The sequence below is a fragment of the Aeromonas sp. HMWF017 genome, assembly GCF_003061465.1.
GTDB lineage: Bacteria > Pseudomonadota > Gammaproteobacteria > Enterobacterales > Aeromonadaceae > Aeromonas > Aeromonas veronii.
The window spans coordinates 1-24,990 of sequence record NZ_QAJD01000126.1; the positions used below are offsets into that span (position 1 = coordinate 1).

Annotated in this window: 24 protein-coding genes and 1 pseudogene; 13 read left to right on the top strand and 12 right to left on the bottom strand. The window is 61.3% G+C overall.

Going from position 1 to position 24,990, the window contains the following annotated elements; all coding sequences use genetic code 11:
• The 3 genes and pseudogenes from DBR30_RS12105 to DBR30_RS12115 all read right to left on the bottom strand — a co-directional run.
• Window positions 1-184: pseudogene (locus DBR30_RS12105) on the bottom strand (DUF342 domain-containing protein); the annotation flags it as partial.
• 252 nt (window positions 185-436) lie between these two features.
• A complete protein-coding gene (locus tag DBR30_RS12110) occupies window positions 437-1,585 on the bottom strand; it encodes a competence/damage-inducible protein A (RefSeq protein ID WP_108541130.1) in 1,149 nt (382 codons plus the stop codon).
• A 53-nt stretch (window positions 1,586-1,638) separates the two neighbouring features.
• Entirely contained in the window at window positions 1,639-2,877 is a 1,239-nt protein-coding gene (locus DBR30_RS12115) for an HD-GYP domain-containing protein (RefSeq protein ID WP_005336014.1), read from the bottom strand.
• Window positions 2,878-3,021: 144 nt separating this feature from the next.
• Between DBR30_RS12115 and metA the strand changes: the two genes are divergently transcribed.
• On the top strand, window positions 3,022-3,969 hold the full coding sequence (gene metA, locus DBR30_RS12120) for a homoserine O-acetyltransferase MetA (protein ID WP_108541131.1): 948 nt from the start codon (window positions 3,022-3,024) through the stop codon (window positions 3,967-3,969).
• Here the strand turns inward: metA and DBR30_RS12125 are convergent, their stop codons facing one another.
• Window positions 3,970-4,488: a cyclin-dependent kinase inhibitor 3 family protein gene (locus DBR30_RS12125; RefSeq protein WP_108541132.1), complete on the bottom strand. Its 519-nt coding sequence runs from the start codon at window positions 4,486-4,488 to the stop codon at window positions 3,970-3,972. It lies immediately after the preceding gene.
• A 143-nt stretch (window positions 4,489-4,631) separates the two neighbouring features.
• Between DBR30_RS12125 and DBR30_RS12130 the strand changes: the two genes are divergently transcribed.
• Window positions 4,632-5,102, top strand: coding sequence for an Lrp/AsnC family transcriptional regulator (locus DBR30_RS12130; protein WP_005336001.1), 471 nt, complete (start codon window positions 4,632-4,634; stop codon window positions 5,100-5,102).
• 91 nt (window positions 5,103-5,193) lie between these two features.
• Here the strand turns inward: DBR30_RS12130 and DBR30_RS12135 are convergent, their stop codons facing one another.
• Window positions 5,194-7,158, bottom strand: a complete 1,965-nt coding sequence (locus DBR30_RS12135) for an LTA synthase family protein (RefSeq protein WP_108541133.1) — start codon at window positions 7,156-7,158, stop codon at window positions 5,194-5,196.
• Window positions 7,159-7,417: 259 nt separating this feature from the next.
• Here DBR30_RS12135 and DBR30_RS12140 point away from each other — a divergent pair, with 259 nt between their 5' ends.
• Window positions 7,418-7,675, top strand: a complete 258-nt coding sequence (locus DBR30_RS12140; protein ID WP_005335997.1) for a DUF2442 domain-containing protein — start codon at window positions 7,418-7,420, stop codon at window positions 7,673-7,675.
• On the opposite strand, the gene DBR30_RS21080 is transcribed toward DBR30_RS12140, so the two are convergent.
• A complete protein-coding gene (locus tag DBR30_RS21080; RefSeq protein WP_139495143.1) occupies window positions 7,672-7,932 on the bottom strand; it encodes a hypothetical protein in 261 nt (86 codons plus the stop codon). The genes DBR30_RS12140 and DBR30_RS21080 overlap by 4 nt on opposite strands.
• Between DBR30_RS21080 and DBR30_RS12145 the strand changes: the two genes are divergently transcribed.
• Both DBR30_RS12145 and DBR30_RS12150 read left to right on the top strand, forming a co-directional pair.
• Window positions 7,921-9,888 (top strand): TonB-dependent copper receptor, encoded by a 1,968-nt coding sequence (locus DBR30_RS12145; protein WP_108588364.1) that lies wholly within the window; start codon window positions 7,921-7,923, stop codon window positions 9,886-9,888. The genes DBR30_RS21080 and DBR30_RS12145 overlap by 12 nt on opposite strands.
• A gap of 109 nt (window positions 9,889-9,997) precedes the next feature.
• Window positions 9,998-11,626 carry an alpha-amylase family glycosyl hydrolase gene (locus DBR30_RS12150; protein WP_108588365.1) on the top strand — a complete coding sequence of 543 codons (1,629 nt, stop codon included), beginning with the start codon at window positions 9,998-10,000 and terminating at the stop codon, window positions 11,624-11,626.
• 84 nt (window positions 11,627-11,710) lie between these two features.
• Here DBR30_RS12150 and DBR30_RS12155 read toward each other — a convergent pair whose 3' ends face one another.
• Window positions 11,711-13,150, bottom strand: a complete 1,440-nt coding sequence (locus DBR30_RS12155; protein WP_108541676.1) for a RimK family protein — start codon at window positions 13,148-13,150, stop codon at window positions 11,711-11,713.
• 186 nt (window positions 13,151-13,336) lie between these two features.
• Here DBR30_RS12155 and DBR30_RS12160 point away from each other — a divergent pair, with 186 nt between their 5' ends.
• The 3 genes from DBR30_RS12160 to DBR30_RS12170 are packed head-to-tail and all read left to right on the top strand — an operon-like array spanning window position 13,337 to window position 14,938.
• On the top strand, window positions 13,337-13,858 hold the full coding sequence (locus DBR30_RS12160; RefSeq protein WP_108541675.1) for a GNAT family N-acetyltransferase: 522 nt from the start codon (window positions 13,337-13,339) through the stop codon (window positions 13,856-13,858).
• 31 nt (window positions 13,859-13,889) lie between these two features.
• Window positions 13,890-14,135, top strand: coding sequence for a DUF3624 domain-containing protein (locus DBR30_RS12165; RefSeq protein ID WP_108541674.1), 246 nt, complete (start codon window positions 13,890-13,892; stop codon window positions 14,133-14,135).
• Window positions 14,136-14,191: 56 nt separating this feature from the next.
• Complete coding sequence (locus tag DBR30_RS12170; RefSeq protein ID WP_064335364.1) at window positions 14,192-14,938, top strand: SDR family oxidoreductase; 747 nt, start codon at window positions 14,192-14,194, stop codon at window positions 14,936-14,938.
• A gap of 61 nt (window positions 14,939-14,999) precedes the next feature.
• Here DBR30_RS12170 and DBR30_RS12175 read toward each other — a convergent pair whose 3' ends face one another.
• Window positions 15,000-16,472 carry a C69 family dipeptidase gene (locus DBR30_RS12175; RefSeq protein WP_108541673.1) on the bottom strand — a complete coding sequence of 491 codons (1,473 nt, stop codon included), beginning with the start codon at window positions 16,470-16,472 and terminating at the stop codon, window positions 15,000-15,002.
• Window positions 16,473-16,945: 473 nt separating this feature from the next.
• On the opposite strand from DBR30_RS12175, the gene DBR30_RS12180 reads away from it, so the two are divergent.
• Window positions 16,946-17,401, top strand: a complete 456-nt coding sequence (locus tag DBR30_RS12180; protein WP_005341510.1) for a hypothetical protein — start codon at window positions 16,946-16,948, stop codon at window positions 17,399-17,401.
• A 143-nt stretch (window positions 17,402-17,544) separates the two neighbouring features.
• The gene (locus tag DBR30_RS12185) at window positions 17,545-18,696 is read left to right on the top strand and encodes an iron-containing alcohol dehydrogenase (RefSeq protein WP_181363565.1); all 1,152 of its coding nucleotides are present in this window, start codon (window positions 17,545-17,547) and stop codon (window positions 18,694-18,696) included.
• Window positions 18,697-18,964: 268 nt separating this feature from the next.
• Here DBR30_RS12185 and DBR30_RS12190 read toward each other — a convergent pair whose 3' ends face one another.
• From DBR30_RS12190 to DBR30_RS12200, 3 genes are all read right to left on the bottom strand, one after another.
• Entirely contained in the window at window positions 18,965-19,423 is a 459-nt protein-coding gene (locus DBR30_RS12190; RefSeq protein ID WP_005363178.1) for a methylglyoxal synthase, read from the bottom strand.
• A gap of 171 nt (window positions 19,424-19,594) precedes the next feature.
• Window positions 19,595-20,071: a bacterioferritin gene (gene bfr, locus DBR30_RS12195; protein WP_005354959.1), complete on the bottom strand. Its 477-nt coding sequence runs from the start codon at window positions 20,069-20,071 to the stop codon at window positions 19,595-19,597.
• A 144-nt stretch (window positions 20,072-20,215) separates the two neighbouring features.
• On the bottom strand, window positions 20,216-20,422 hold the full coding sequence (locus DBR30_RS12200; RefSeq protein WP_108541671.1) for a bacterioferritin-associated ferredoxin: 207 nt from the start codon (window positions 20,420-20,422) through the stop codon (window positions 20,216-20,218).
• Between the two features lie 136 nt (window positions 20,423-20,558).
• On the opposite strand from DBR30_RS12200, the gene DBR30_RS12205 reads away from it, so the two are divergent.
• Both DBR30_RS12205 and DBR30_RS12210 read left to right on the top strand, forming a co-directional pair.
• Entirely contained in the window at window positions 20,559-20,870 is a 312-nt protein-coding gene (locus DBR30_RS12205) for an HlyU family transcriptional regulator (protein WP_005354958.1), read from the top strand.
• Window positions 20,867-22,933 (top strand): tRNA(Met) cytidine acetyltransferase TmcA, encoded by a 2,067-nt coding sequence (locus DBR30_RS12210; protein WP_108541670.1) that lies wholly within the window; start codon window positions 20,867-20,869, stop codon window positions 22,931-22,933. Before DBR30_RS12205 ends, DBR30_RS12210 begins: the two co-directional genes overlap by 4 nt.
• On the opposite strand, the gene DBR30_RS12215 is transcribed toward DBR30_RS12210, so the two are convergent.
• Window positions 22,920-23,639 (bottom strand): SDR family NAD(P)-dependent oxidoreductase, encoded by a 720-nt coding sequence (locus DBR30_RS12215; RefSeq protein ID WP_108541669.1) that lies wholly within the window; start codon window positions 23,637-23,639, stop codon window positions 22,920-22,922. The two genes, DBR30_RS12210 and DBR30_RS12215, sit on opposite strands and share 14 nt — an antisense overlap.
• 201 nt (window positions 23,640-23,840) lie before the next feature.
• Here DBR30_RS12215 and DBR30_RS12220 point away from each other — a divergent pair, with 201 nt between their 5' ends.
• The gene (locus DBR30_RS12220) at window positions 23,841-24,857 is read left to right on the top strand and encodes a chemotaxis protein (protein ID WP_108541668.1); all 1,017 of its coding nucleotides are present in this window, start codon (window positions 23,841-23,843) and stop codon (window positions 24,855-24,857) included.
• Window positions 24,858-24,990 lie beyond the last annotated feature (133 nt).

Here is a 24,990-nt window from a genome sequence, read left to right on the forward strand (position 1 = left end):
GGGTATTAAGCAGGCTGATGGCCTGTTTGATCCCCTCGGGCAGTGGCTGATAGCGGCGACAGTTGGAAGCGAGCAGCAGAGCTTGCACATCCTGTTCCGTGACAGGTTTGGTGAGACCGGCGGCAATCCGCAGGCAGACCAGTTCCATATCGCTTGATAGCAGCAACCACTCTTTGCTTAACACCGCATCTCCTTGCTGGATCAGAACGGAGCGATCGGCTCGCTCCTTTACTGTCATTTAATCTCTCAATGATTAATAAAGCGAGCCACCAACCCTGAGAGTGGGCAGTATTCAGATATTTCCTCTGAATGGTCAATGAATTGAAGTCAAATCGGTGATGGCGGCCGGATAAATATGGGTGCTGTTTGGCAATGGCGTGAAAAGGCGGAGCGCAGCGCCAGCAACATAGGGTCGCTGGCAGGGGGGAGGTGGTTATCAGCTGCGTTGGGCTGTTCTGGCCAGGGTGAGGTAATCGCCGAGCACCGGCTTACCCAGCATATGGCGGCGCAGCATGTCGAGGGCGGCAAAGGCGAGGATCTTGCGGCGGCTCTCCGGGTCGGGATGGCTGACCTTGACCGTCTGACCGACGTGTTTTCCATCGGCGCTGAGTAGCAGTGGTACACCCTCAGTGCCCTCTCGCCCTATGGTCAGTTGCAGGCCCGCATCGGCGGTCGGTAGTTGCGCCAGCTCATCGGCCAGTTGCGTGCTGAAGTTGGCCTCCAGCCGGGGATGGCCGTGACAAAGCGCCAGCAGCGCACCGCCACTCTCTCCCTCCAGCAGAGCCAGAGGCTTGCCTTGCAGCAGCGCCAGGATCTGCTGCGCCGGTTCCGTATCTCCGCTGCCAACCAGCCAGGGGCGGATCGTATCCAGCAGTCGGCGTTCGGCACTCTCCATGTCAGCGGCACTGGCGCTGTGGCCGATCAGTTTCAGCTCGATAAGGGGCATGGAGGAGCGGTAACCCAGCTCAATACCAGCTGGCCAGGGTTCGGCATCCAGCATATCGCTGAGCGCCGACTCCGAGACACCGAAGGTGTAAAAGCGACGCAGCTCGGTATCGATCTGTGCCCCGGCCAGTTGTTTGAGGCGCGGCAGAATTTGCTCGCGTACCATCTGCTTGAACTCGAACGGTACGCCCGGGGTGAAGAAGAGCTGGCTCTGGCCACTTCGCACCACAAAACCGCAGGCGGTGCCGACCGGGTTGTCGAGGATCTCGCACCCCTGTGGCAGCCAGGCCTGTTTGGCATTGCTTTGTGCCATGGGGCGGCCACGGCTGGCGTAGCGGGCCGTGATGGTAGCGAGCCAGTCGGGGAAGAGGGTGAGCGGCTGGTCAAAGGCTTCAGCGGCCGCCTGAGCGGTCAGGTCGTCGGCAGTGGGCCCGAGCCCGCCACACACCAGCACCACATCGGCGCGGCTGGCACTCTCTTGCAGCACCGTTTTCAGGTCAGCGAGGTTGTCCCCCACCGTCAGGCGACGGCGCACCTGCCACCCCTGTTCCAGCAGCAGAGCGCTGAGCCAGGCCGCGTTGGTATCCACCACCAGACCCGTCACAATTTCGTCTCCGGTACTGATGATCTCGATACGCATGGCAGGCTCCTTGGATTAAACGGGTGGCAACGGTTGGCCTCGGGCCAACACAATCAGGCTTTGTTGTGCTCGAAGTAGTAGCTGATCCGGGTACGCGGATTGAGGTACTCGAACACGGCGGGCGGCAGCCGTTTGGGGTGGATCACCTTGGCGATCGACAGTTCGGCTTGCTGCAGGTCGATGATGGCGGCTTCCTGACGGGGAATGCGCGGATCGTAGACCAGCACCGAGGGGTAGAGCAGGCGGGAAGCGTTGACCGACATCACCAGCCCCACCTGACCGTTGGAGAGTTGCACCACGCTGCCGGGGGGATAGATCCCCATCAACCGGATCAGCATGCTGAGGTACTCCGGATTGAACTGCGCCTTGCGCTGCTTGTAGAGGCCGCTCAGGGCCGAGTAGGGCACCTTGGCCTGCATATGGCAGAGGTTATCGTACTCGTTGATCAGCGACACCATCTGGGTCAGCGGATCGAGCTGGCCACCCTTGAGCCCTTCCGGTCCGCTGCCATCGAGATATTCATGGTGATGGAGCACGATCCCCTTCGCCTCGGCCGGGAAATCCTTGGCCAGATTGAGCAGATCCAGCCCGTAGCGCGGGTGCTGGGCCATCAGGTTCTGCTCCGGCTTGGTCAACGGCTCGGTCTTGCGCAGGATCTGGCTCGGGATCTTCAGCTTGCCAATATCGTGGAACAGCGCCCCCATGCCCACCTGACGGATCTCGTCGGCCGTCATGCAGCACTCCTTGGCCAGCAGCATGCTGAGCACGCTGACGTTGAGGGAGTGGAAGTAGAGGTTGTTGCCATCCTCGCTGTCGGAGACCAGATGGAGCACCATCTCATCCACCGAAAGCAGCTGTTCCGTCATGGCGTTGACCAGCTCCTGCGCCTCGCCGATGGCATTGAGGGGGCGGGACTGGATCTTGCTCATCACGCTGCGCACCTGCGCCAGCGACTGCTGGAACTGCTTCTCGCACTGCTGCAGGTTGCGGCGATAGAGTTGCAACTGCTCGATGCGGCGATCCTTCTCCTGCTGCATCTGGGCCTGGCGCTGGGCTGCGTCTGCGCTCTCTTGTTGCTGAGGCTGTACCTGATTGAGAGGCTTGGGCGGAACGTCGCTCTTGTCGGGAATGATGGTGACCAGTTTCAGGCCGAGACGGCGGATCAGCTCGATCTCTTCTTCACTTTTGATCTTGAAGCTGGAAAACAGGAACGGGTGTTCGCGCCACCCCAGTGGCAGGGATACATAGTTGCCGACTTGCAGTCGATCTACGGAAATCTTGATACCGGTCATTATCTTGGAAGCAGGAGACACACTGAGCCGTATGCTAGTCAAAGGCGGGGGTGAATACAAAAGGTATCTGATGACAGGGCAGGTGCTTTATTATAGGCTTCTGGATGTCCAGACATATTTACCGATGCAGTACAGGGAGTAAGCATGCCGATCAAGATCCCGGACCAGTTACCCGCCGCCGAAGTGCTGGGGCAGGAGAACATCTTCGTGATGACGGAATCCCGGGCCGTCACCCAGAACATCCGCCCGCTGCGGGTGCTCATCCTCAACCTGATGCCAAAGAAGATTGAGACCGAGATCCAGCTGATGCGGATGCTCTCCAACTCGCCGCTGCAGGTGGATGTGGATCTGCTGCGCATCGATGACAGGGAGTCAAAGAACACGCCGCAGGCGCATCTGGAGAACTTCTATCACGACTTCGAGCAGGTGCGTGGCAACAACTACGACGGCATGATCATCACAGGGGCGCCGCTCGGGCTGGTGGAGTTCGAGGAGGTGGTCTACTGGCCGCGCATCGTCGAGATCATCGAGTGGTCCCATCAGCATGTCACCTCCACTCTGTTCCTCTGCTGGGCGGTGCAGGCGGCGCTGAAAGCCTTGTATGGTATGGAGAAGCAGACCCACGGCGAGAAGCTCTCCGGGGTTTACCGCCACCATCGTCTCGATGAGCATGAGCCGCTGCTGCGTGGTTTCGATGACGAGTTCGTCGCCCCGCACTCCCGTTACGCGGCGTTTGATGGCGATCTGATCCGTGCCCATACCGACTTGCAGATTTTTGCCGAGTCAGAAGAGGCTGGGGTCTATCTGGCGGCGACCAAGGATTGTCGTCAGGTGTTTGTCACCGGGCACCCGGAGTACGATGCCCTGACGCTGGACGGGGAGTATCAGCGGGATCTGGCGGCGGGGCTCGACCCGGCCATTCCGGTCAACTACTACCCGAATAACGATCCGAGCCGGACGCCGCGTGCCAGCTGGCGCAGCCACGGTCATCTGCTGTTTGCCAACTGGCTCAACTACTACGTTTATCAGCTCACCAGCTATCGGGTGGAAGATATCGGCAAGGTCTTTACCTACGACCTGGGAGGCAAGTAGTCAGTCGCCCTGCGCCAGCCGCTCGGCCAGCTGGTCGAGCCACTGGCGGTGGCAGGCCAGGGTAAACGCCTTGGGTCTGTGGGCCTTGATGGCGGCCATCGCCTCTAGCTGTGGCTGGCCGAGGGGCATCAGCAGCGCGGCGGCGACCAGACCGGTACGACCGCTGCCCCCTTTGCAGTGGATGACCAGATGTTTGCCATCTCCCAGCAGCTCGCGCAGCTGCGGCAGCGCCTGTTGCCAGGCAGCCTCGAAGTCGGTATCGGGGGCCAGATCATCCTCGATGGGCAGATGGAACCAGCGCATCCCTTCGTGCTCGACCTGCTGGCCGAGCTGCGCCAGTTCGAGTCGGATCAACTCGGCGCTTGTCATCAGGGTCACCACTCCGTGGGCACCGGCCAACCGCAGTTGATCGAGCACCAGGGTCAGCGGCACCTGCTGGGTGCCGGGGCAGGGTGTCAGCAGCAGCTGACCGTCGACACGGGGAACCTCAAGGCTCCAGAAAGGGTGATACGGGTGCATGGCGGATCCTCGCGTGGTGGCCGCAGGGCTGCGGCCGGTGAATGGCGCCAAGGATAGGCGGGGCAGGGGGGATGTCAATGGCCGTTGTGTTTGCCCCGGTTTACGGGCAGAGTCTAAAAAATTGAGCGGTTCAAGGAGTTAAGATGAGAAACCTGGATCAACTGGATTTGGATATCCTGGCCCATCTGTTTCGGGATGCGGGCATGACCAACAAGGATCTGGCCGCGCTGGTGGGCGTTGCCCCCTCCACTTGTCTGGAGCGGGTGCGCAAGTTGCAGCAGGATGGCGTGCTCAAGGGAGCGCACTGCGAAGTGGATTATCAGGCCCTCGGTGGTCACATTCAGGCCATGGTCTCCCTGCAGCTGGCCCGCCACAGCCGTCAGATCATCGATGCCTTCCGCGATGCCATTCTGGCGCTGCCCGAAGTGATCAGTCTGTTCCACATGGGCGGCAAGGATGATTTTCTGGTGCACCTCTGTGTCTCCGATACCGAGCACCTGCGCAACTTCGTCTTTGATCACTTCACCTCCCGCGAAGAGGTGGTGCACCTCGAAACCTCGCTGGTATTCGAGCACAAGTTCAGCCGCTCCCTTCCCTGCTTTCCCCAGCCATAACGGCCTGCGGGCTGACAGTATGAATAGATAGAAAAAACCGCCAGCTGGCGGTTTTTTCCATTCTGCTATCGGCTGAATCAGCACGGGCGGCTCAATTGGCGGCGGTGCGTTCATCCTTGGCCGTCTGATAGAGACTCTTCTGATAGGCCATGCTGCCCCACAGGGCAAGACCAAGGGCATCCTCTTTCAAAGCGTCCGGCTGCGCCGCCAGTGTCAGCTTCTCGCTGGCATTGTCGTAGACATAGCCCTCTGCCGCCCGCTCCGGTTGCAGGATCACCACATCCTTGCCGCGCATCAGGGCGAAGTTCTTGTCGTACTGCATGATGGCCCGACCCGGCCAGTCGGCAGGCATGCGGGTCAGATCCTTGCCGAGCATGGGGTAGTCGGCACTGATACCCATCAGGGAGAGCAGGGTCGGCGCCATGTCGATCTGGCTGACGATGCGCGGATCCTTTCTCGGTGCAATACCGTCGCCCACGATAACCCCCGGAATATGGAAGCGGGGGATGGGCACCAGACTGGCGCCACTGACCCGGCTGTCGTGATCGGCGATGACCAGGAACAGGGTGTCCTTCCAGTATTCGGACTGTTTCGCCCTCTTGAAGAACTCGCCGATGGCGTAATCCGCATACTTGGCCGCGTTGTTGCGGCTCTGTTTGGGTTGCTCGAAGAGTTCGATGCGGTTGTCCGGGAATTCAAACGGATCGTGGTTGCTGGAGCTGAACACCAGACTGAAGAAGGGTTTGCCCTCCTTGTGCAGCGCTTTGAAGGTCTCGTCGGCCTTGGCCATCAGATCCTCATCGGAGGCGCCCCAGGAGCCCTTGAACACCGGATTGTCGAAATCCTTCTGTTCGACGATGGTGGTGAAGCCGTTGCCGAGGAAGAAGCTGCGCATGTTGTCGAAGTGGCTCTCGCCGCCATAAATAAAGCTGGTGTCGTAACCCCGCTGTTTGAGCAGATCCGCGATGGTAAAGAAGTTGGTCTGGCTCTTGCCGAGTTTGACCACCGCCTGTGCCGGGGTCGGCGTGAAGCCGGTCAGTACCGCCTCGATACCGCGCACCGAGCGGGTGCCGGTGGCGTAGAGCTGCTCGAAGGCCCAGCCCTGCTGCGACAGGGCGTCGATGTTGGGGGTGAGCGGCAGGCCGCCGAGGGCGCCGACAAACTGGGCACCCAGACTCTCCTGCAGCAGGATCACCAGATTCTTCGGTTTACCCTGGAAGCTCGCCTCGTTGAAGGTCTGGCTGGGCAGCAGCTCGGAGTTGAAATCACTGGCCGGACGGCCACTCTCCTTGCGCATGACCTCGAGCACCTTCTGCTCCGTCATCTCGCCGTAAAACTGGCCGGCATCCTCCTCGGCGCCCATCTGCTTCATGGCAAAGAAGAGGGAGTAGGCGGAGTTGACGGTGAGCGAGTTGACCAGCGGATCCTCGGCAAAGGCGACCATGGCCGGGTTCAGGGCGCGGTGGCCGAGACTGGAGCGGGCACCGAGAAAACCTATGGCCAGAATGAGCAGGGCGAAGGCCGGACGCAGATACCAGCGGGGGAAGCCGATGCCACGCACCAGACGGCCGCTCAGCCACCAGCCACCGGCCAGCACGGCGCCACTGAAGAGTACCGCCAGCAGCAGTTCGGCTTTGCGGCCCGCCCACAGCATGGCGAATACCTCTTTCGGATAGATGAGGTACTCCACATAGAGGCGGTTGGGGCGCACGCCATACTCGGTGACAAACGAGGGGGTGGAGATCTCGAGGAACAGCATCAGCCAGAGTCCGACGGTCAGCCACACTCGCATCAGTTGCAGCCAGCCCCGGCCGATGGCATGTCGGCCTGCCAGCAGCAGAGTGAGCATGGCGGGGACACCCCAGACCCAGCAGAGGGTCGCAAAGTCGACCCGGATCCCTTGCAGCAGCATCTCCTGCCAACCGGCCACGGCATCCACCCGTTCCAGTTGCCAGAGACCGAGGGCGATTCGGCTGAAAGAGAGAGAGAAAAGCGCGAGCGCGCAGAAGACTGCGAAGGGCCAAAACGGGCCGAGTCGCTGTTTTAGGTCTGTCATGCTTGTTCCTGAATGAGACTGTAAACGTCTGTCCACAGACGTTTTTTTAGTTGTTGTGAGGTTATGACAGATCGAATTGGTTAAGGTTGCATTCAAGTTTGTTAAAAGTCGGCATTAACACATTTATCATCTAAAAATGTGATGTCGCGCCACTAATGAGCACAGCATAATCTGCTGGGTAAAATGTGAGCCACAGCGTGTATGGATGGGGAGCTGGTGTTTATAATTGCCGCGAATTATCTCAATCGGAGCCGAAGGGATGCCGGTCTTTATCGATGTCGAGTATGTGCGGGGATGGCGCCTGTTTCTGGTGTTATCGGATGGCACCACGGGGGTGCTGGATCTGACCCCCTGGCGAACCCAGCCGCTGTTTGCAAAGCTGGAGAGCGAGCGTCACTGCGCCCGGGTCTTCATCAACCGTCACCACCAGCTGGAGTGGCCTGTTGGCTGCACGCTATCCGCTCATGAGGTCTATCACCTTATCTCTCCCATCGATGAGCGGGAGGCCTTCAGCTAATCCCCATTTTTTGTGAGCCAACGCCAGATTCCTGTTACTGGAATGTTTGCCCGTTTGCCTTTCTGAGCCAACTTGGGTAAAACCTGCGCAACATTTTGCCAACTTGCCTTCGCTTCACCTGACAGAGGCTTGCCGCTTTCGCGCAGCAGGCCTTTTTTGCGGCCTGATGGCAAACCTTTCCCTTGCTGAAAGGTTTGGTTGGTTGAATGAAAATAACAAAACAAACAAATACATAAGGAAAATGTATGGCTTGTCATATGCGCACACCTCTTGCCCTGCTGGTGGGCGGGCTCGCCTGTCACGGCGCTGCCGGTCAGGAACCGGTGCAACAGCTGGATCCCATGGTGGTGGTGGCAACCCGCCCCGCCAGCACCCTGGAGGTAACACTGGATCCCAAGAAGCCCGGTTCCCCCATGCCCGCTGCCGACGGCGCCGGTTATCTGAAGAATGTCACCGGCATGAGCATGGTGCGCAAAGGGGGGCTCGGTGGCGATCCCGTGCTACGGGGAATGGGGATGTCCCGCCTCAACGTGCAGATGGATGGCGGCATGCTGGCCGGTGGGTGTGGCGGCCGGATGGACCCGCCCACGGCCTACGTGTTCCCCCAATCCTTTGACCGGATCCGGGTGCTGAAGGGGCCGCAATCTCTCGAGCAGGGTGCCACCCTGGCGGGAACCGTGCTGTTCGAGCGGGACAGGCCCGAGTTCACCGCACCGGGCCTCAAGGCCGATGCCTCGGCCCTCTATGGCAGCTTTGGCCGTGATGATCAGATGGTGGATATGACGGCGGGCTCGACCGACGGCTATCTGCGCGGTCAGTTCACCCACTCCGACAGCGACGATTACCGCGATGGTCACGGTAACAAGGTGCGTTCTTTCTATCGCCGCGAGAACGGCACCGCCCAGCTGGGCTGGACACCGGGGGAGCACACCTGGCTGGAACTGACCGCCGAGCGCAGCAACGCCCGCGCCGCCTATGCGGACCGCACCATGGATGGCCCCATGTTTGATCGCGAATCCTTCGGGCTGAAGCTCAAGCAGGAGCAGATCACCACTCACTGGCAGCGCAGCGAGCTGACCCTGTGGGATAACTACATCGACCATATCATGGACAACTTCAGTCTGCGGCCAAACAGCGGCATGAAGATGCTCTCCAACCCGGATCGCCGCAACACCGGCGGTCGCTGGGCTAACGACATCGCCTTGCCAGCAGACTGGCTGCTGACCGCCGGGCTCGACAGCAACCGGGATCAGCACCGCAGTCGGAGTGGGGTCGACTATGCCACCAAGGATCGCCAGCGCACCCTGCGTTTCGAGCAGCAGGGCGGCTTCGCCGAACTGGGTCGTCAGCAGGGGGCTCACAGCTACAAGGGCGGTTACCGTCAGGATAGGGTAGAGACCACCCGCTATGGCGCTGGTGAACAGACCCTCTACAGCGATACCCTGAGTCTTAACAGCGGGTTTGGCCGCTACGAATATCAGTGGTCGCCACGCTGGTCCAGCTATCTGGCCTGGGGGCAGGCGGAGCGGGCACCGGACTACTGGGAGCGCAGCAAGGACACCACCCCGTTCACCCTCAACCCGGAGCGCAGCCGTCAGTGGGATGCGGGGCTGGCTTTGCGCAGCCGCGAGCTGGACCTGACCCTCTCCCTCTTTAGCGCCGATATCAAGGACTACCTGCTCTACAACAGCAAGTCGAACAAGGTGCGCAATATCGATGCCCAGACCCGGGGCGGCGAGCTGGAGGGGCGCTGGCAGTTTGCCGAGCAGTGGCGTCTCGATGGTGGTTTGGCTGTGGTCTATGGCGAAAACCAGAGCGACAACAAACCGCTGGCCCAGATGCCGCCGCTTGATGGCAAGCTGGCGTTGGGCTGGCAGCCGGACGAGGCGCTGAGCTTTACCCTGCTGGGGCGCGCGGTGGCGGCGCAGGATCGGGTAGATCTCTGGTCCGGTACCGTTGCGGGTCAGGATCAGGGGGAGACTCCGGGCTTCTTCACCATGAACCTGAGCGGCGCCTGGCAGTTTGCCAAAGGGTGGCAGCTCTCGGCCGGGGTGGACAACCTGTTCGACACCTTCTACTACGAGCACCTCTCCAAGTCGGTGCACGCCAGTCAGGCAGGGCTGGGCTACGAGCAGAGCGGCCGCATCCCCGAGCCGGGCCGATCCTACTGGCTCTCTGTCAACTACCGTTTTGCCTCGGCAGGGGTGCTCTAACCAGTTGAGTCAGATAACGTTTTCAGTCACAGACACCGCTGTGTGAGCATCGCTATCATGGTGAAAAACAGGCGTATCAGACGCCTGCTCTCACAGCGGGAACATAACAATGAAACAGGGAACGTTACGCTATGGCGGCCTGCTCGGGGTCGCCCTGTTACTTGCGGCTTGCGGTGGCAGCGGTAGTTCTGGCGGGGAGAGCGCTCCCCCCGTCGTCAATCCGCCGGTCACCCACCCTCCGGTCGCCACGGCCAGTCGTGCCTGCTATGGCGACGATCAACCCGCCTGCAACCTGCGCATCTATCAGGTAATGGTGGAGTCGTTTGCTGATGGTGACGGCAGTGCCAACTACGGCGTCGGCTATGGCCCCTCCCAGCACAACGGCGATCTGCAGGGGATCATCGACAGTCTCGACCACATCAAGAGTCTCAACGTCAACGCCATCTGGCTGACCCCGGTGTTCGACTCCTGCGCGGGGCAAGGCGGCGATAACAAGCTCGATGCCACCGGCTACTTCGCCTGCGACTTTTTCACCGTGGATCCCAACTTTGGCAGCAATGCCAAGCTCAAGCAATTGGTGGATGCGGCTCACCAGCGCGGCCTCTACGTCTTCCTCGACGGGGTGTTCGGCCACGTCAACAAGGTGGGGGTGAGCAAGCCCTCGCCGGCCGGCTTGCTGCCCGCCCTCAAGAGCGGCGGTGCCGGTTATCCCGGCCAGCTGGTGGATTACAGCCAGCCCCAGAGCCTCGCCTACTTCAAGGAGGTAGCCCGCTACTGGATCGAGCAGTACGGCATCGACGGCTGGCGTTTCGATCAGGCCTATCAGCTGAGTCTCGATGAGTGGCGCGCCATTCGTCGCGAGGTGGAGCAGGCCAGTGCGGCGCGCAAGGCGGCCGGTCAGCAGTGGGGCACCCTTGGCTACATGGTGGGCGAGGTGTGGAAGGGGGCTGATGACATTCGCGCCCAGGCTTACGGCAGCAGTGACAATCCGGCGCTCTCCTCGGCCTTTGACTTCCCGTTGCGCTACGGCATCGTGCAGGCGCTGGCGGTGGAGGAGTCCGGCAAGGGTGGGCAGGGGGCCAGCGTGCTCGATGCCAGCTGGAACAAGGTGGAGAACTACCCGAATCATGCCATGCCGAACCTGATGCTTGGCAACCACGATCTGGTGCGTTTTGGTGATCTGCTGGAGCGCGGCAACTTCAAGTCGACCGAGTACTGGCAGCGCCACAAGGCAGCCTTCAGCTTTATGGCGGCCCGCTCCGGCCCCATCACCTTCTACTATGGCGAGGAGTTTGGCGACGAGGTGCCGGGCTTTGCCGCCAAGGTTGGTGGTGACTGCGCAGCGCAGGGCTTGTGCGACGATCATGTGGCCCGCAGCGATGGCAAGGTGCCCGCTGTCACCGGTTTTGTGCCAAGTAGCGAACAGGCCGAGCTGAAAGAGTGGCTGGCCCAGCTGCTGGCGATGCGTGCCGCTCACCCCGCCCTCTATCAGGGAGAGCGAGTCAAACTGGTGGCCGAGGGCAGTCTCTATGGTGACATCAAGCAGACGGCGGGGGAGCAGATAGTCTACCTGCTAAACCTCTCCACCACGGCGCTCAGCTACAACCTGCCGACGGGCAAACTGCGCAGCGGCAGCGCGCTGGTGGATCTGCAAAGTGGCGAGAGTCTGGCTATCGGCGGCAGCAGCGTAACGGTGGAGATACCGCCCTTGAGCGGGCGTTTCCTGCGTCTGCAATAAGTCAGCCACAGCCCGCTTTGATATGAGAGAGGGCCCCATCGCGGGGCCCTCTCTGTCATTGTGGGCGACAAAGGCATGGCGGGGTTATGCGGTGCTCTGGCCCCGGTTTTCCAGCCGCTGGCGGAAGGCGCGGGCCAGTCGCTCGTAGAGATCCTGCGCCTCCTTGTCTTCGATATCGCCGCGGATCCAGGGGTTGTCGACGATCTCCAGCAGCACGCAGTCGCGCCCCTGCTGGCGCAAGTCCAACCCATAGAGGCCATTACCGAGCTGATGGACGGCGCGGCGGGCGGTCTGCAGCACCCGCTCAGGCACCTCGTTGAGTGGCAACGCCTCAATGCGGCTCATGTCGAGGGGGTGCTTGCGGCGGCGAATGCGGTTGCCGGGCTCGGGCCGGTAGCGGCGACAGGCAAACAATGGCGAGCCATCGAGAAAGCCGATGCGCCAGTCAAACTCGGCGGGGATCCGGCTCTGCACCAGCAGCAGGGCGGAGCGGCCCAGCCCCTCGTCCAGCAGGCGGGCCAGCTGTTGCTCGTCGCTGGCCATGGCGAGATCGCGCCCCTGTGCCCCGTCGGGCACCTTCACCATCAGCGGCAGGCCGAGCCGCTGTACCAGCTCATCCACATGGTGGCGGCCGCGGCGGGTCACCACCATGGTGGGCGGCATGGGCACGCCGCTGCGCACCATCAGCTCGTAGAGGTAGAGTTTGTTGCTGCAGGTGAGGATGGCGCGGGAGCTGTCGATCACCGGCATCTTCAGCTGCTCAGCACGGTGGGCAAATTCGAAGGTGTAGTGGCCGACCGCGGTTTCGGCACGCAGCCAGAGGGTGTCGAACTCCGGCAGCCGCTCGATGGCGGACGGTGGCAGGATCTCAGCCCGGATGCCTTGGGCAGCAGCAGCACGGATAAAGCGCTCCAGCGCCAGCCCGTCACTGCTGGCACGGCCATCATCGGGATCCACCAGAATGGCGAGCTGGTAGAGCGGCGCCGCCTGCTCCTCATCACCGGTCCCCACCAGCGCCTGGGCGTGGTGCAGCATCAACTCTTTCTCGCTCTGGCTCAGCTCCAGCGGTGACAGGCTCTGCTGCTGGCGCACCGACCAGCCGTGGCGGCCGCGCTTGAGGGTCAGCTCCTGCAGCGGTAGCTGGCTCAGGCCATAGTAGTAGCGGGCCAGCCCCGCCAGCTCACTCTGTTCACACTGGCCGAAGATGGCGCGGACTCTAATCCGATCCTCGCTCTGCTGGGCCAGCCATCCCTGCGCCTTGCGCCACAGCTTGGCCGGTGGCTGCTGGGGTTGCAGTCGGCTGATGGCTTGCAGACCCGGTAGGCAGTGGTGGCCGCGGGCCTGGGCCAGCAGCGAGCAGTAGTAGCCTGCGCTCAGGTGCTCCAGATTGCGGCAGAGGTTGATGATGCGGGGTCGGCCGCCGGTGGTCGGCACGCCATGTTGCAGATAGGTGCGGGCGGTCAGCAGATAATCGGCATGGCAAGGCCAGTCGCCCAGCTCTTCGACGATGACATAGGTACTCATATTTTCGGCTCCACAGATCAGACTGCCTGAACAGGCAGGATCCCCAGTGGGCTTCGATGCACCGACAAGCACGACAATGGCGCGAGGGGAAACAAGAGGTTACAGTGCCTAATATGACGCCTTGGTAACTTGTGATACAAGTCGCATTTTTGGTGCTGAGGATAAATAACCGAACAAGGACTCCCCGTGTTGACCGTACGTGCGGCCCGAACCGATGATCTGGGTGCCATCGTTAATCTTGAACGCTACTGTTTTCCTCCCGAAGTCGCCTTTGGCCGCAGCCGCTGGCACTATCTGCTGGCCCACGCCAAGGGGCGCACCCTGTTGCTGCTGGACGAGAAACATCAGCTGATGGGCTATCTCTGCCTGCTGGAGCATAGAGGCTGGGATCGGCTGGTCATTCAGGCGCTGGCCATCCGCTGGACGGTACGTCGTCTGGGCTGGGCCCGACGTCTGCTGGAGCAGGTGATCCGCGAGGGCAAGGTCGCTGGCTGGGGGGCGATTCGCCTCGAAGTGGGGGACGCCAACGAAGAGGCGCTGGCGCTCTATCAGGGATTGGGATTTCGTCCCCAGCAGCGGCTGGCGGACTACTATGGCCGCGACCAGCACGCCCACCGGCTGGTGCTGCCGCTGGTGAGCGACGAGGAGCGTGAGCGGCGCAGAGTGGCTCGCACTCAGGCGCGCAAGCCCTCTGCACAGGCCAACTGATCATGTTGAACGAGCAGAATCGAGGAGCAGGATGAGCTGCGACAACTGTCTTGCCACCGCCATCAGGGCCAAGCTGGGGCGCTGTCCGGTCTGCGCTGGCCAGACCTTCGTCATCGGCCTGACTGGCTGGCTGGTCTGGTGGTGGTGCGGTGCCGACACCTCGGTCAACGCCCTCACCGGCCTGCTGTTCGCGCTGGGAGGCTCAGGCCTGTTGCTGCTCCATCTGGTGGTATTTGTCTGGCGCAAGGCGACCGGACGTGAATTGAGCGATGAATGAATCTGAATAGATTCAAACAGATAAATAACAATATCGGTGTAGATATGGAGGTTCAGATGATTGCAATGGTAACGGGCGCCTCGTCCGGTTTTGGTGAAGCCATCAGCCGCCAGCTGGTGCAGGCGGGCTACAAGGTGATCGGCACCGGTCGTCGCGCAGAGCGGCTGGCTGCGCTGGCTGACGAGCTGGGCGAGCAGTTCCTGCCGCTGGCGTTCGATGTGCAGGACAAGGCGGCTACCCGCGCCGCCATCGCTGGCCTGCCAGCCGCCTGGAGCGAGGTGGATCTGCTGGTCAACAACGCCGGTCTGGCGCTGGGGCTGGAGCCAGCCCACAAGGCGGATCTTGAAGATTGGGAGCAGATGATCGCCACCAACATCAGCGGTCTGACTCTGCTCACCCGATTGCTGCTGCCGGGCATGGTGGCGCGCAATCGTGGCCACGTCATCAACATCGGCTCCATCGCCGGCACTTACCCCTATCCGGGCGGCAACGTCTACGGCGCCACCAAGGCGTTCGTGAAGCAGTTCAGTCTCAACCTGCGAGCCGATCTGGCGGGCACCGCCATCCGCGTCACCAACGTGGAGCCGGGCCTGTGCGGCGGTACCGAGTTCTCCAACGTGCGCTTCCACGGTGACGATGCCAAGGCGGCCTCCGTCTATCAGGGGGTGGAGGCGATCCAGCCGGAAGATATCGCCAATACCGTGCTCTGGGTGAGCCAGCAACCGGCCCACGTCAACATCAACAGCATCGAGATCATGCCGGTGGCGCAGACCTTCGGCCCGCTCAATATCAGCCGTCGCTGATCGCTGCATTGGCTGAAATGAAAGAGGCTCCCGTGGGAGCCTCTTTGCGTTGGCGAGCCGATTACAAGCTCATGATCTTCTTGAACTCCTCCGGCGAATACTTCTTTTCGGTGCGCTTGGTCAGATCCGTCATCAGCTTGTAGCGCAGCGTTTTGGCCATCTGATAGGTCTGCTCCAACTGGCCATAGGAGTAGTCGGCGGCCAGCCCGATGGCGGTAGCCTTGTCGCTGGCGTAGGCCTGCTTGAGGCTCTTGTCGAGGAGCGCTACCTCCTTGTAGAGCTTGCGGCTCTCTTTGCTCCAGACGCCGCGCAGCAGCGGCAGGTACTTGTCCGGATCGGCGCTGGCCAGCGCGGTCAGGCTGCGGAACTGCCAGTAGGCAGAGTCATCGGAGTAGCTGTCGCTGCCGGTGCGATAGGGCAGGGGATAGTTTTCCAGGGTGTTGTAGATCGGCACCATCACAGATTCGGCCAGCACGCCGTAGCTCTGCCAGATCAGCCCCTGCAGCTCTTTGGGCATCTCCTTGCGCAGCTGGATGACGTGGGATTCGAGCTGGCGATCGACGCGGATCGGCCGCTCCGCCTTGCCGGCCAGCGGCGTACCGTCATAGGTGGCGCTCAGCACCTTGGCCACGTCCGGCACGGCGATGGGGGCATCCGGCTTCATAAACAGTGGATATTGCGCCAGCCGAGTAGCCTGTTTCTGGCTGGCGGTCAGCATTTTCTGGCCGAGCCACTCCCGATCCACGTTGTACGGGTCGGCAATCACCCCGAACGCCTTGGCGAAGTTGAAATCCTTCGGATCGGCGTTATCCAGCAGTTTGTGTTCGCGCACGAACTCCAGCAGCTTGGGCGAGTGCAGCACATCGGCGCTGTCGAGAGCGACGCCGTGGATGCGCAGGCCGTTGGCCACCATGGCGTAGCTGTCGTCCGGCACCCGCACCGCGATCCAGTGGTGGCCGGAGCCGATCTCCATCAGCCAGGCCTCGTTTACATCCGCCAGATAGAGGCTGTTGCCCTCACCGGCGCCATATTGCTCCACATAGCGGCCGAGCAGCTCGACTCCCTCTTTGGCCGTTTTGACCTGTGGCAGGATCAGGGTGGGGATGATGGCTTCAATCACCCCCTTCTCGATCAGCGGATCGGCTTTCTGGGCCTTGTCGTTGACCTCGGCGCTGGTGGTGGCCGAAATGGCGACGTTGAACTCGTTGATGCCGCGCTCCTCATAATATTTGCCTGCCGGATCGCTGGTGGTGGCATCCCAGTCATGGATGGCGGAGTAGGCGAAAAACGCCTTTGGCATCGGCACTTCCAGTCCGTTGCCCAGTTTCCAACTCTTGCCCTCGTTCTGCTGCGCGGGCCGGAAGGCGAGGTACTTGTTCCAGTTGTTGACGCCAAAATCCTCGTTTCTGGCGATCATCACGCTGCCGTCGGCGCTGGCCCCCTTGCCGACGATAAGGCCGGTACAGGCGTCGGCACTGGTGCCAAGCAGGGTGAGCAGGGTGGCGGAGAGAAGACTCAAGGTGTGTTTTTTCATAGGTGTACCCGAAGGGTTGCGGTGAGTGAGAGTCAGACGAGGGGATGAGGTGTGGAGAGGCCGCAACTCCGAACTGGCAGCGGAGCGAGCACGGCAGATTGGTCTGCCTGTTATTGGTTTGACGAACAGATCATCCATGACACGGCTGGCTGGTTGTGATGTGCGCCAAAATTGTATTCCTGAGTGGTTGTTTGTTTTGTGATCGAACTGCTGTTCCTGACTTTTCTCTGGCGTCGTGGTGCGCGGACGGCAAAATGTGCCAAAACAGCATGAACTGGCAGCAGATGAGTCATGATTCTGACGCCAGTTTGCGTGGGGGACGTGGTGGGATCCGCCATCTCTCTGGATCTCGCACTATCTGACAAGTTGGCCTGTAACTTGCTGGTTTAATTGATAATGGTGGGGCCTGACGCCCCATGTGACCGGATCAGCCTGTGCCCATTGCCGCAGATGTGCACTGAATTGGAGCCCCCATGGATATCAAACCCTACAGCCAGCAGCTTGCCCAGAGCGCCTCCAACAACCGTGCCCTCGCTACCCTCAACAGTGCCAGTAGCGGTGGTCAGGGGGGTGGCTGGGAGGAGATGGTCAGCCTCTCCACCCAGCGCATGACCGGCCAGGCCCAGCAGGTACTGACCTACGAACATCTGGCCAAGAACAACAAGTTGCCGCCGGCGCTCGATATGAGCTCCGACAAGGGGGGCGTGGTGCAGCAGTTGGTGGACAAGGCGCTCGGTTTCGATCGCAAGAAGTTCAACGAGATCGAAGAGAAGCTCAAGACCATCGCCGATAACAAGAAGCTGACGCCGGAAGAGCGGGCGGAGCAGAGCAAGCCGCTCAACGAGCAGCGAGAGGCGATGCTCAAGGAGGCGATGGATCGCCTGACCGGCAAGAAGAGCTCATCCACAGATGAGGCCAAAACTGCCTGATCCTGCCGCTGTTCTGAGATCTACCCGGTCGGCACCGATGGGCCAGTGTCGACCGCCGATGGGCAAGCTTCTGCCACCTCTTTTGACCTCACCTCCCCACAGGCGCACAATGCCCGTGCATTGAGCCAGTCGAGGAGTCCGCCGTGTACAACTTCCAATATGCCAATCCGACCCGCATCTGTTTCGGCGAGGGGCAGATCGCCAGCTTGCCCGAACTGATCCCGCCCGGCAGCCGGCTGCTGGTGCTCTACGGCGGTGGCAGCATCAAGCAGAACGGGGTGTATGAGCAGTTGACCCGGGCGCTGGAGGGGGTGACGTGGCAGGAGTTCTCCGGCATCGGCGCCAACCCCAGATACGAGCTGTTGATGGAGGCGGTGGCGCAGGTGAAGCGCGAGCGCATCGACTTCCTGCTGGCGGTCGGTGGCGGCTCGGTAGTGGATGGCACCAAGTTTGTCGCGGCGGCCGCCTGCTACGAGGGGGATGATCCCTGGGATATCTGCGGCAAGCAGGCGAGCGTGCACAAGGCGCTGCCGATGGGCTGTGTGCTGACCCTGCCGGCGACCGGCTCCGAGAGCAATCCCACCTCGGTGGTGAGCCGGGGGGATGTGAAGATCTCCTTCAGAAGTCCGCTGGTTCAGCCACAATTTGCAGTGCTCGATCCGGCGACCACCTACAGTCTCCCGCCGCGCCAGACCGGCAATGGAGTGGTGGATGCCTTCGTCCATATCGCCGAGCAGTACCTCACCTTCCCGGTCGGGGGCGAGGTGCAGGATCGGCTGGCGGAAGGCCTGCTGCAGGTGCTGGTGGAGAACGGCCCCAGGGCACTGGTGGAGCCGACCAACTATCAGGTGCGGGCCAATCTGATGTGGGCCGCCAGTCTGGCGCTCAACGGCCTTATCGGTTGCGGGGTGCCACAGGATTGGGCCTCTCACGCCATCGGCCATCAGCTGACGGCGCTCTACGGGCTGGATCACGGCCAGAGCTTGGCGGTGGTGCTCCCCTCACTGCTGCGTGAGCGGGCTAGCCAGAAGCAGGACAAGCTGGCCCAGTTTGCCGAGCGGGTGTGGCATTCGACCCGCGAGGACAAGGCCCTGCGCATTGAAGAGGCGATCATCCGCACTGAGCAGTTCTTCCAGAAGATGGGACTGGGTACCCGGCTGGCCGACTATGGCCTCAGCGAAAGCTGTATTCCGGCGGTCTGCTCCAACCTCAAGCGGGTCGGGCGCACCGCACTCGGTGAGCAGCAGGATATCGACCCGGATCGGGTCGCGCGGATCCTCGCTCAGGCACTGTGAACGGACAAAGAGAGGCGCGGGGTTACTCCCTCATCTGACCGCCAGAGTGACAGGCGTCAGCGCCAAACAAGATTGTTGCAAGAAAAGCTGGCCATAAAATTTATTTGTTGCGCTGGTGAAATAATCGCGCGACCACGCCAGCGGCTTGTTTCATCAGTACTGGCAAATCCCGCTGGCCGATCTTCCGGTCAATTCGTGCTGACCAGGGGTCATCCCCGGCAATAACAAGGGCCGCTTGCTGCGGCCCTTGTTATATCTGGCTGATCTGTTACTCGGTACGTGCCTTGAGGTAGCCGGCGTAATCCGGGATCTGCACGCTGAATGCCTGCCGCATATGGGGGCTGTCCATGATGAAATCGGCGGTCGCCTCGTTGGTGGCGACCGGGATGTTCCAGACTGCCGCGAGGCGCAGCAACGCCTTCACGTCCGGATCGTGGGGTACTGCATTGAGGGGATCCCAGAAGAAGATCAGCACGTCGATCTTCCCTTCGGCGATCAGGGCGCCGAGTTGCTGGTCGCCCCCCATCGGGCCGGAGAAGAGGCAGGTGATGGGCAGCTGCGCCTTCTTGCCGAGCATGGTGCCGGTGGTGCCGGTCGCATAGAGATGGTGGAGCTTGAGCTCCTCCTTGCGGCGCATTACCCAGTTCAGCAGAGGGGTCTTCATGTTGTCGTGAGCCACCAGTGCCACCCGTTTGTGGGGCGCCATCTCGCGTGCAATCTGTTCCATGGAAATCGTCCGTAGCATTGTTGTTGGAAGAGAGTCGTATCCTAATCGAAAGCCATGACAGATGCTGTGTCGGGCGTATTAACTGTGATCCTGTCGAAAAGTTTTCGGGTCATGGCTGCTCAAATGAAGAGACCCGCGCTGGCGGGTCTCTTTGCTTGCTGGCCTGCTGGCTCAGGAGCCGTGATGCAGTTGCGACTGCTGGTAGTTCTCCAGCCCGATGCGATCGATAAGATCGAGCTGGGTCTCCAGCCAGTCCACATGCTCCTCCTCATCCTCCAGGATCTCCTGGAACAGGTCGCGGCTGATGTAGTCCTGCACCGACTCGGCATAGGCGATGGCTACCTTGAGGTCGGGGATGGCATCCATCTCCAGCGAAAGGTCGCAGCGCAGCATCTCTTCCACCGTTTCACCGATACGCAGCTTGCCCAGATCCTGCAAATTGGGCAGCCCTTCGAGAAACAGCACGCGCTTGACCAGCTCGTCTGCGTGTTTCATCTCATCGATAGACTCGTGATACTCCTTGTGCCCGAGCGCCTTGAGGCCCCAGTCATCGTAGATGCGGGCATGCAGGAAGTATTGGTTGATGGCAATCAGCTCATTGGCCAGTACCTTGTTGAGGTGGGCAATGATCTTGGGATCTCCTTTCATCGACAGTGCTCCTTGGTTCGTGCCTGAGGCTTCGATCGTTAGAGCTTAGTCCAGAAAAGTGACAACAAGAGGTCTGGCGAGCCAGCTCGCCTGAGAAAAGGGGTGACCCTGTTGGCGGGTCGCATCAGAAAAGAGGTGTCCGGATCAGGCCACTTCGTAGTAGAGCACGGGTTGCTCCTGCTCCATCTTGTCGAGTTCGGCGGCGATGATCTCCATGGTCATGCGCACGCATTTGCCACATTGGGCGCCCACCTTGAGCGACTGCTTGAGTTGGCGGAACTCGCTTTTACCTGACTGCACCGCTTTGCGGATCTGGGTATCTGTGATGCCGCGGCACAAACAGACGTACATGATGGTCACCTCTTGTGGAATGAGATGAAATCTAAATGAGAATGGTTCGTAGTGCAAATAACCATTGGTAATAAGATCCCCTGCTTGCCACTGTGCAACCCCTTGGGGACAATGCTGGCAACCAGAGGAGATCACCATGCTCAAGAAACTGTTCAGTGCCCTGTTTGGGGGCGAGCCGACCAAGGCGCCGGAAGTCACTCCCACCGAATATGCCGGCTATCTCATCTATCCGGAACCCATGGCCGAAGGTGGCCAGTACCGATTGGCAGGGCGCATCACCAAGGAGCTGGACGGCGTGCTGCAGACTCACCGTTTCATCCGCTCCGATCTGTTTGCCAATCCGGCTGATGCCGAGCGTTTCATGGTACAAAAGGCTCACACCTTTATCGATCAGATGGGAGATCGCATGTTCGAGCCCCGCAAACCGGCTGACAGCCAAGCTTCATGACACAGCAAGAGGTCACCCTGTTGCGCGAGGCGCTGGCCCTCGCCGGTGAGCGGCGTCTTATCTGGCTGGAGGGGGAGGAGGCCGACTGCATTGCCCGCGCCCAATCCCTGCTCGGCGAGACAGTCTTCTGGCTGGGTGCCGGGCCCGAGAGCTATGCCCCGCAACCCGCCGCCAAGGCGCTGCAGCGGCTCGGTCAGGAGTGCGACACGCTGGTATTCAACGCCTTCAGCGGCTTTCATCCCGACGCCTTCGGGGCGCTGGCGGGCACTCTATGCGCCGGTGGCTTGCTGTTGCTGCTGACGCCGCCCAGAGTAGAGTGGCCTTCATGGCCGGATCCTGACCGGATCCGGCTGGTGGCCCAGCCGGAGGAGGCGGGCCGGGCCGGCCACGGCTTTATAGCCCGGCTGGTGCGGTTGCTGGAAGGTGATCCTGCCCTCTCTCTGGAGCCTCCGGTTTGCTCGCAGCCGTGGCAACCGATTGGGCCGGAGCGTAGGCTGAGCTGCGATCAGACACGGGCACTGCCCGCCATCCACAAGGTGTTGCACGGCCATCGTCGTCGGCCGCTGGTGCTGAGCGCCGACCGCGGCCGAGGCAAGAGTGCGCTGCTGGGGCTGGCTGCCGCCGAGCTGCTGCGCCAGCAACCCTCGCTGAACATAGTGGTGATGGCCCCCTCGCAGGCAACGGTAGCGACCCTGTTTGCCCACGCCGCTCGCGGGCTAGATACTACGCCGGAACAGCTGACCGGACTGAGCTACTGCTCGCCGGATCGGCTGGTGCACGAGGCGATGAATCCCGATCTGCTGCTGGTGGATGAAGCGGCCGCCATTCCGACCCCGCTGCTCGAGGCCATGCTGGCCCGCCACAGCCGCATCGTGTTTGCCACCACCGAGCACGGTTACGAGGGGACGGGGCGCGGTTTTCACCTGCGCTTCAAGCGGGTGCTCGATAGCCAGACCCCGGAGTGGCAGGAGATCCACCTCTCTGAGCCCATTCGCTGGAGTGAGCGTGATCCGCTGGAGCCGCTGATTTTCCGCCTGCTCGGCCTCAATGCCGAAGTGGCGGCGCCTATGTCGCCGACCAACCCGAGCTGGCGTCTGGTCAGTCAGGAGGCGCTGGAGAGCGATGAGACGTTGCTCAACCAGCTGTTCGGCTTGCTGGTGCTGGCTCACTACCAGACTACGCCGAGCGATCTCAGATCCCTGCTGGAGAGCCCGGATCTCGACATCCATCTGCTGGAGCAGGATGCGAGCCTGCTGGGAGTGGCCTTGGTGGCGCGGGAAGGGGGAATAGAACCCGAGCTGGCCGAGGCGATCTGGGCCGGGCGTCGCCGTCCGCGCGGCCATCTGCTGCCCCAGTCGTTGCTGGCCCACGCCGGTTTCAAAACGGCGGGGGGGCGCAGCTACGCCCGGGTGATGCGTATCGCCATCCATCCCGAGCTGCACCGGCACGGTCTGGGGTCGCTGCTGCTTGGCAGGCTTGAAGAACATTATCGTCAGGTGGGGATCGATTACCTCGGCTCGGCCTTTTCGGCCAGCGCCGACCTGCTCCCCTTCTGGCGCAAGGCGGGACTGACGGTGCTGCGCATCGGCCTGCAGCGGGATGCCGCCAGCGGCTGCCACGCAGCCCTGCTGCTCAAAGCGCTGAAACCCGAGCATGAGATCGAGTTGAATCAATGGCAGCAGCGTTTTGTACGCCAGCTGCCGACTCTGCTGGCGGGTGAGTTGAAAGGATTGGATCCCGAGCTGGTATGGCAATGTCTGCAAGGCAGCACCGCTACCGCAGCGGAGCTTGGCGAGTACGAGCGCGATGAGGTTGAGTGCTTTGCCCTGCATCACAAGCCGTTCGAACTGAGCCAATCCAGCCTGCAGTTGTGGTTGGCGCGCAATCTGGCTGGACTGGGTTCACTGACTCCTGAAGAGCGTTATCTGCTGATCGCAGCCATTTGGCAATATGCCGACTGGGGAAGACTGGCTGCGAGGTTGCAACTGGCTGGCAAGCCCGCCGTGATCAAGAGCTTGCGGGCGCTGCTGGCGCGTCTCCTGATCTCCCCTACCACTCGATAGGTTTGCCCTGCCAGTCGAGAAAGCTCAGTTCGCCATCCGGTTGCAGCCGGCTCATCAGGTTAATCAGATGGTCGGCTACCAGTTCGGGACTCTGCACATTTCCTGGCGGTACATTGGCGTGAAACGGGCGAGAGAGTTGGGTATCCACTGTGCCGGGATGGAAGGCCAGCAATTTGACGCCGGGGGCCCGCCGGGCCAGCTCGATGGCGGCACACTTGAGCAGCATGTTGAGGGCGGCCTTGGATGCGCGATAGCCATACCAGCCGCCCGCTCGGTTGTCGCCAATGCTGCCGACCCGAGCGCTGAGAACGGCCAGAGTGCAAGGCTCGCGGCCAAACAGCGGTAACAACTGGCTGATCCAGCGCAGCGGCAGCAAGGCGTTGGTCTGGTAGAGGCGGGTCATGGCATCCAGATTGATTGCTTCGAGCCGCTTCTCCGGCTGGATCTCCCCCTGATGCAGGATGCCGTTGCAGATCACCACCCGATGCGGTTTCGGTGCCAACTCCGCGATGCGGGCTACCGCAGTTGCCATCTGCTCATCGCTGTAATCACAACATAGCCAGTGCAGGGCTGGCGAAGAGGCGCCTGCTGGTGCGGGCTGACGGCTGATGGCAATCACTGGCCCGACACCCGCCGCCAACCAGTGTGTCACCAGAGCCGCCCCGATACCGCCAGAAGCGCCAATCACGACTATGCCTTCACTCATCTCAGGCTCCTTGTGAGTACATGATGGATTTCATCATCCGCCAATGTTGTCCTGATTGGCAGATACGATCCCGCCAGCCTGCGGGATCAAGCGGTTAACGCTGCAATCTTGCCGAGATCCGAGCCGTTGGGTGAATTCCATTCCTATACTGAGGGAAAACCGCAGCGGTCTGCTGCCCGCGCAACCAGAATGAGAGTCACCATGATGTCCAAAGATGGGGAAGAGCGTAAATCTATCCTGACCGAAAGTGGCACCAACGAGCTTGAGATCATCGAGTTTCACCTCAAGAAGCAGCTACCGGACGGCCGTGAAAAAACCGCTTATTACGGGATCAACGTCGCCAAGGTACGCGAGGTGATCCGGGTGCCGGAAACCACAGATTACCCCAATGCCCAGCGTCATATGGTGGGGGTCTTCTCCCTGCGGGATCGCCTCATCCCGCTGGTGGATCTGGCGGGTTGGCTCGGCATCAAGACCAACCCCGACCCCAGCCACAAGGTGGTGATTGTCACCGACTTCAACAAGATGGCCAACGGCTTCCTGATCGACAGTGTCAGCAGGATCCACCGGGTCTCCTGGGAGGATGTGGAGTCACCTAGCCAGTTTCTGGAGGCGGGGGAGAACGACTGCGTGGTGGCCGTGGTCAGGCGCGATGGCAACCTCATCATGATCCTCGACTTCGAGAAGATCATCGCCGACATCAACCCCGAGCTCAGCATGGAGAAGTACGACGTCACCCAGGATCGCAAGGTGCTCATCGACGATCGCATGATGGCGCTGCGACAGGGCAAAACCATTCTGGTGGTGGATGACTCGGCCTTTATCCGCAAGATGATCGAAACCACCCTGCGCACCGCCGGTTACAACGTGATCACGGCCAAGGACGGGGGAGAGGGACTGGAGATGATGACGGATTTCGATCGTCTGGCCCAGGAGGAGAGAATGCCGGTGACCGGCTTTGTCAACGCGGTGATCACCGATGTGGAGATGCCGCGCATGGATGGCATGCACCTGCTCAAGCGACTGCGGGATACCCCCTCCTACAAGGAGATGCCCATCGTGATGTTCTCCTCCCTGATGAGCGATGACAACCGCCAGAAAGCGATACAACTGGGGGCCAACGATACCATCACCAAGCCCGAGATAGGGCGCATGGTGGGGATGATGGATCACATGCTGCTGGGAATTGCCCCGCCTTCGCCAGCCAACAACATCTGACCTGCCATTAACTTGCCATTGGCCGGTCGAATTCACTGACCGGTTGCCTCAAGCGGCCACTCCTTGCCAAGGAGTGGCCGCGCTGTTTTGGCTGTTTGCTGAGATCCCGACGCCCCTTGTCTCCCGGATATGA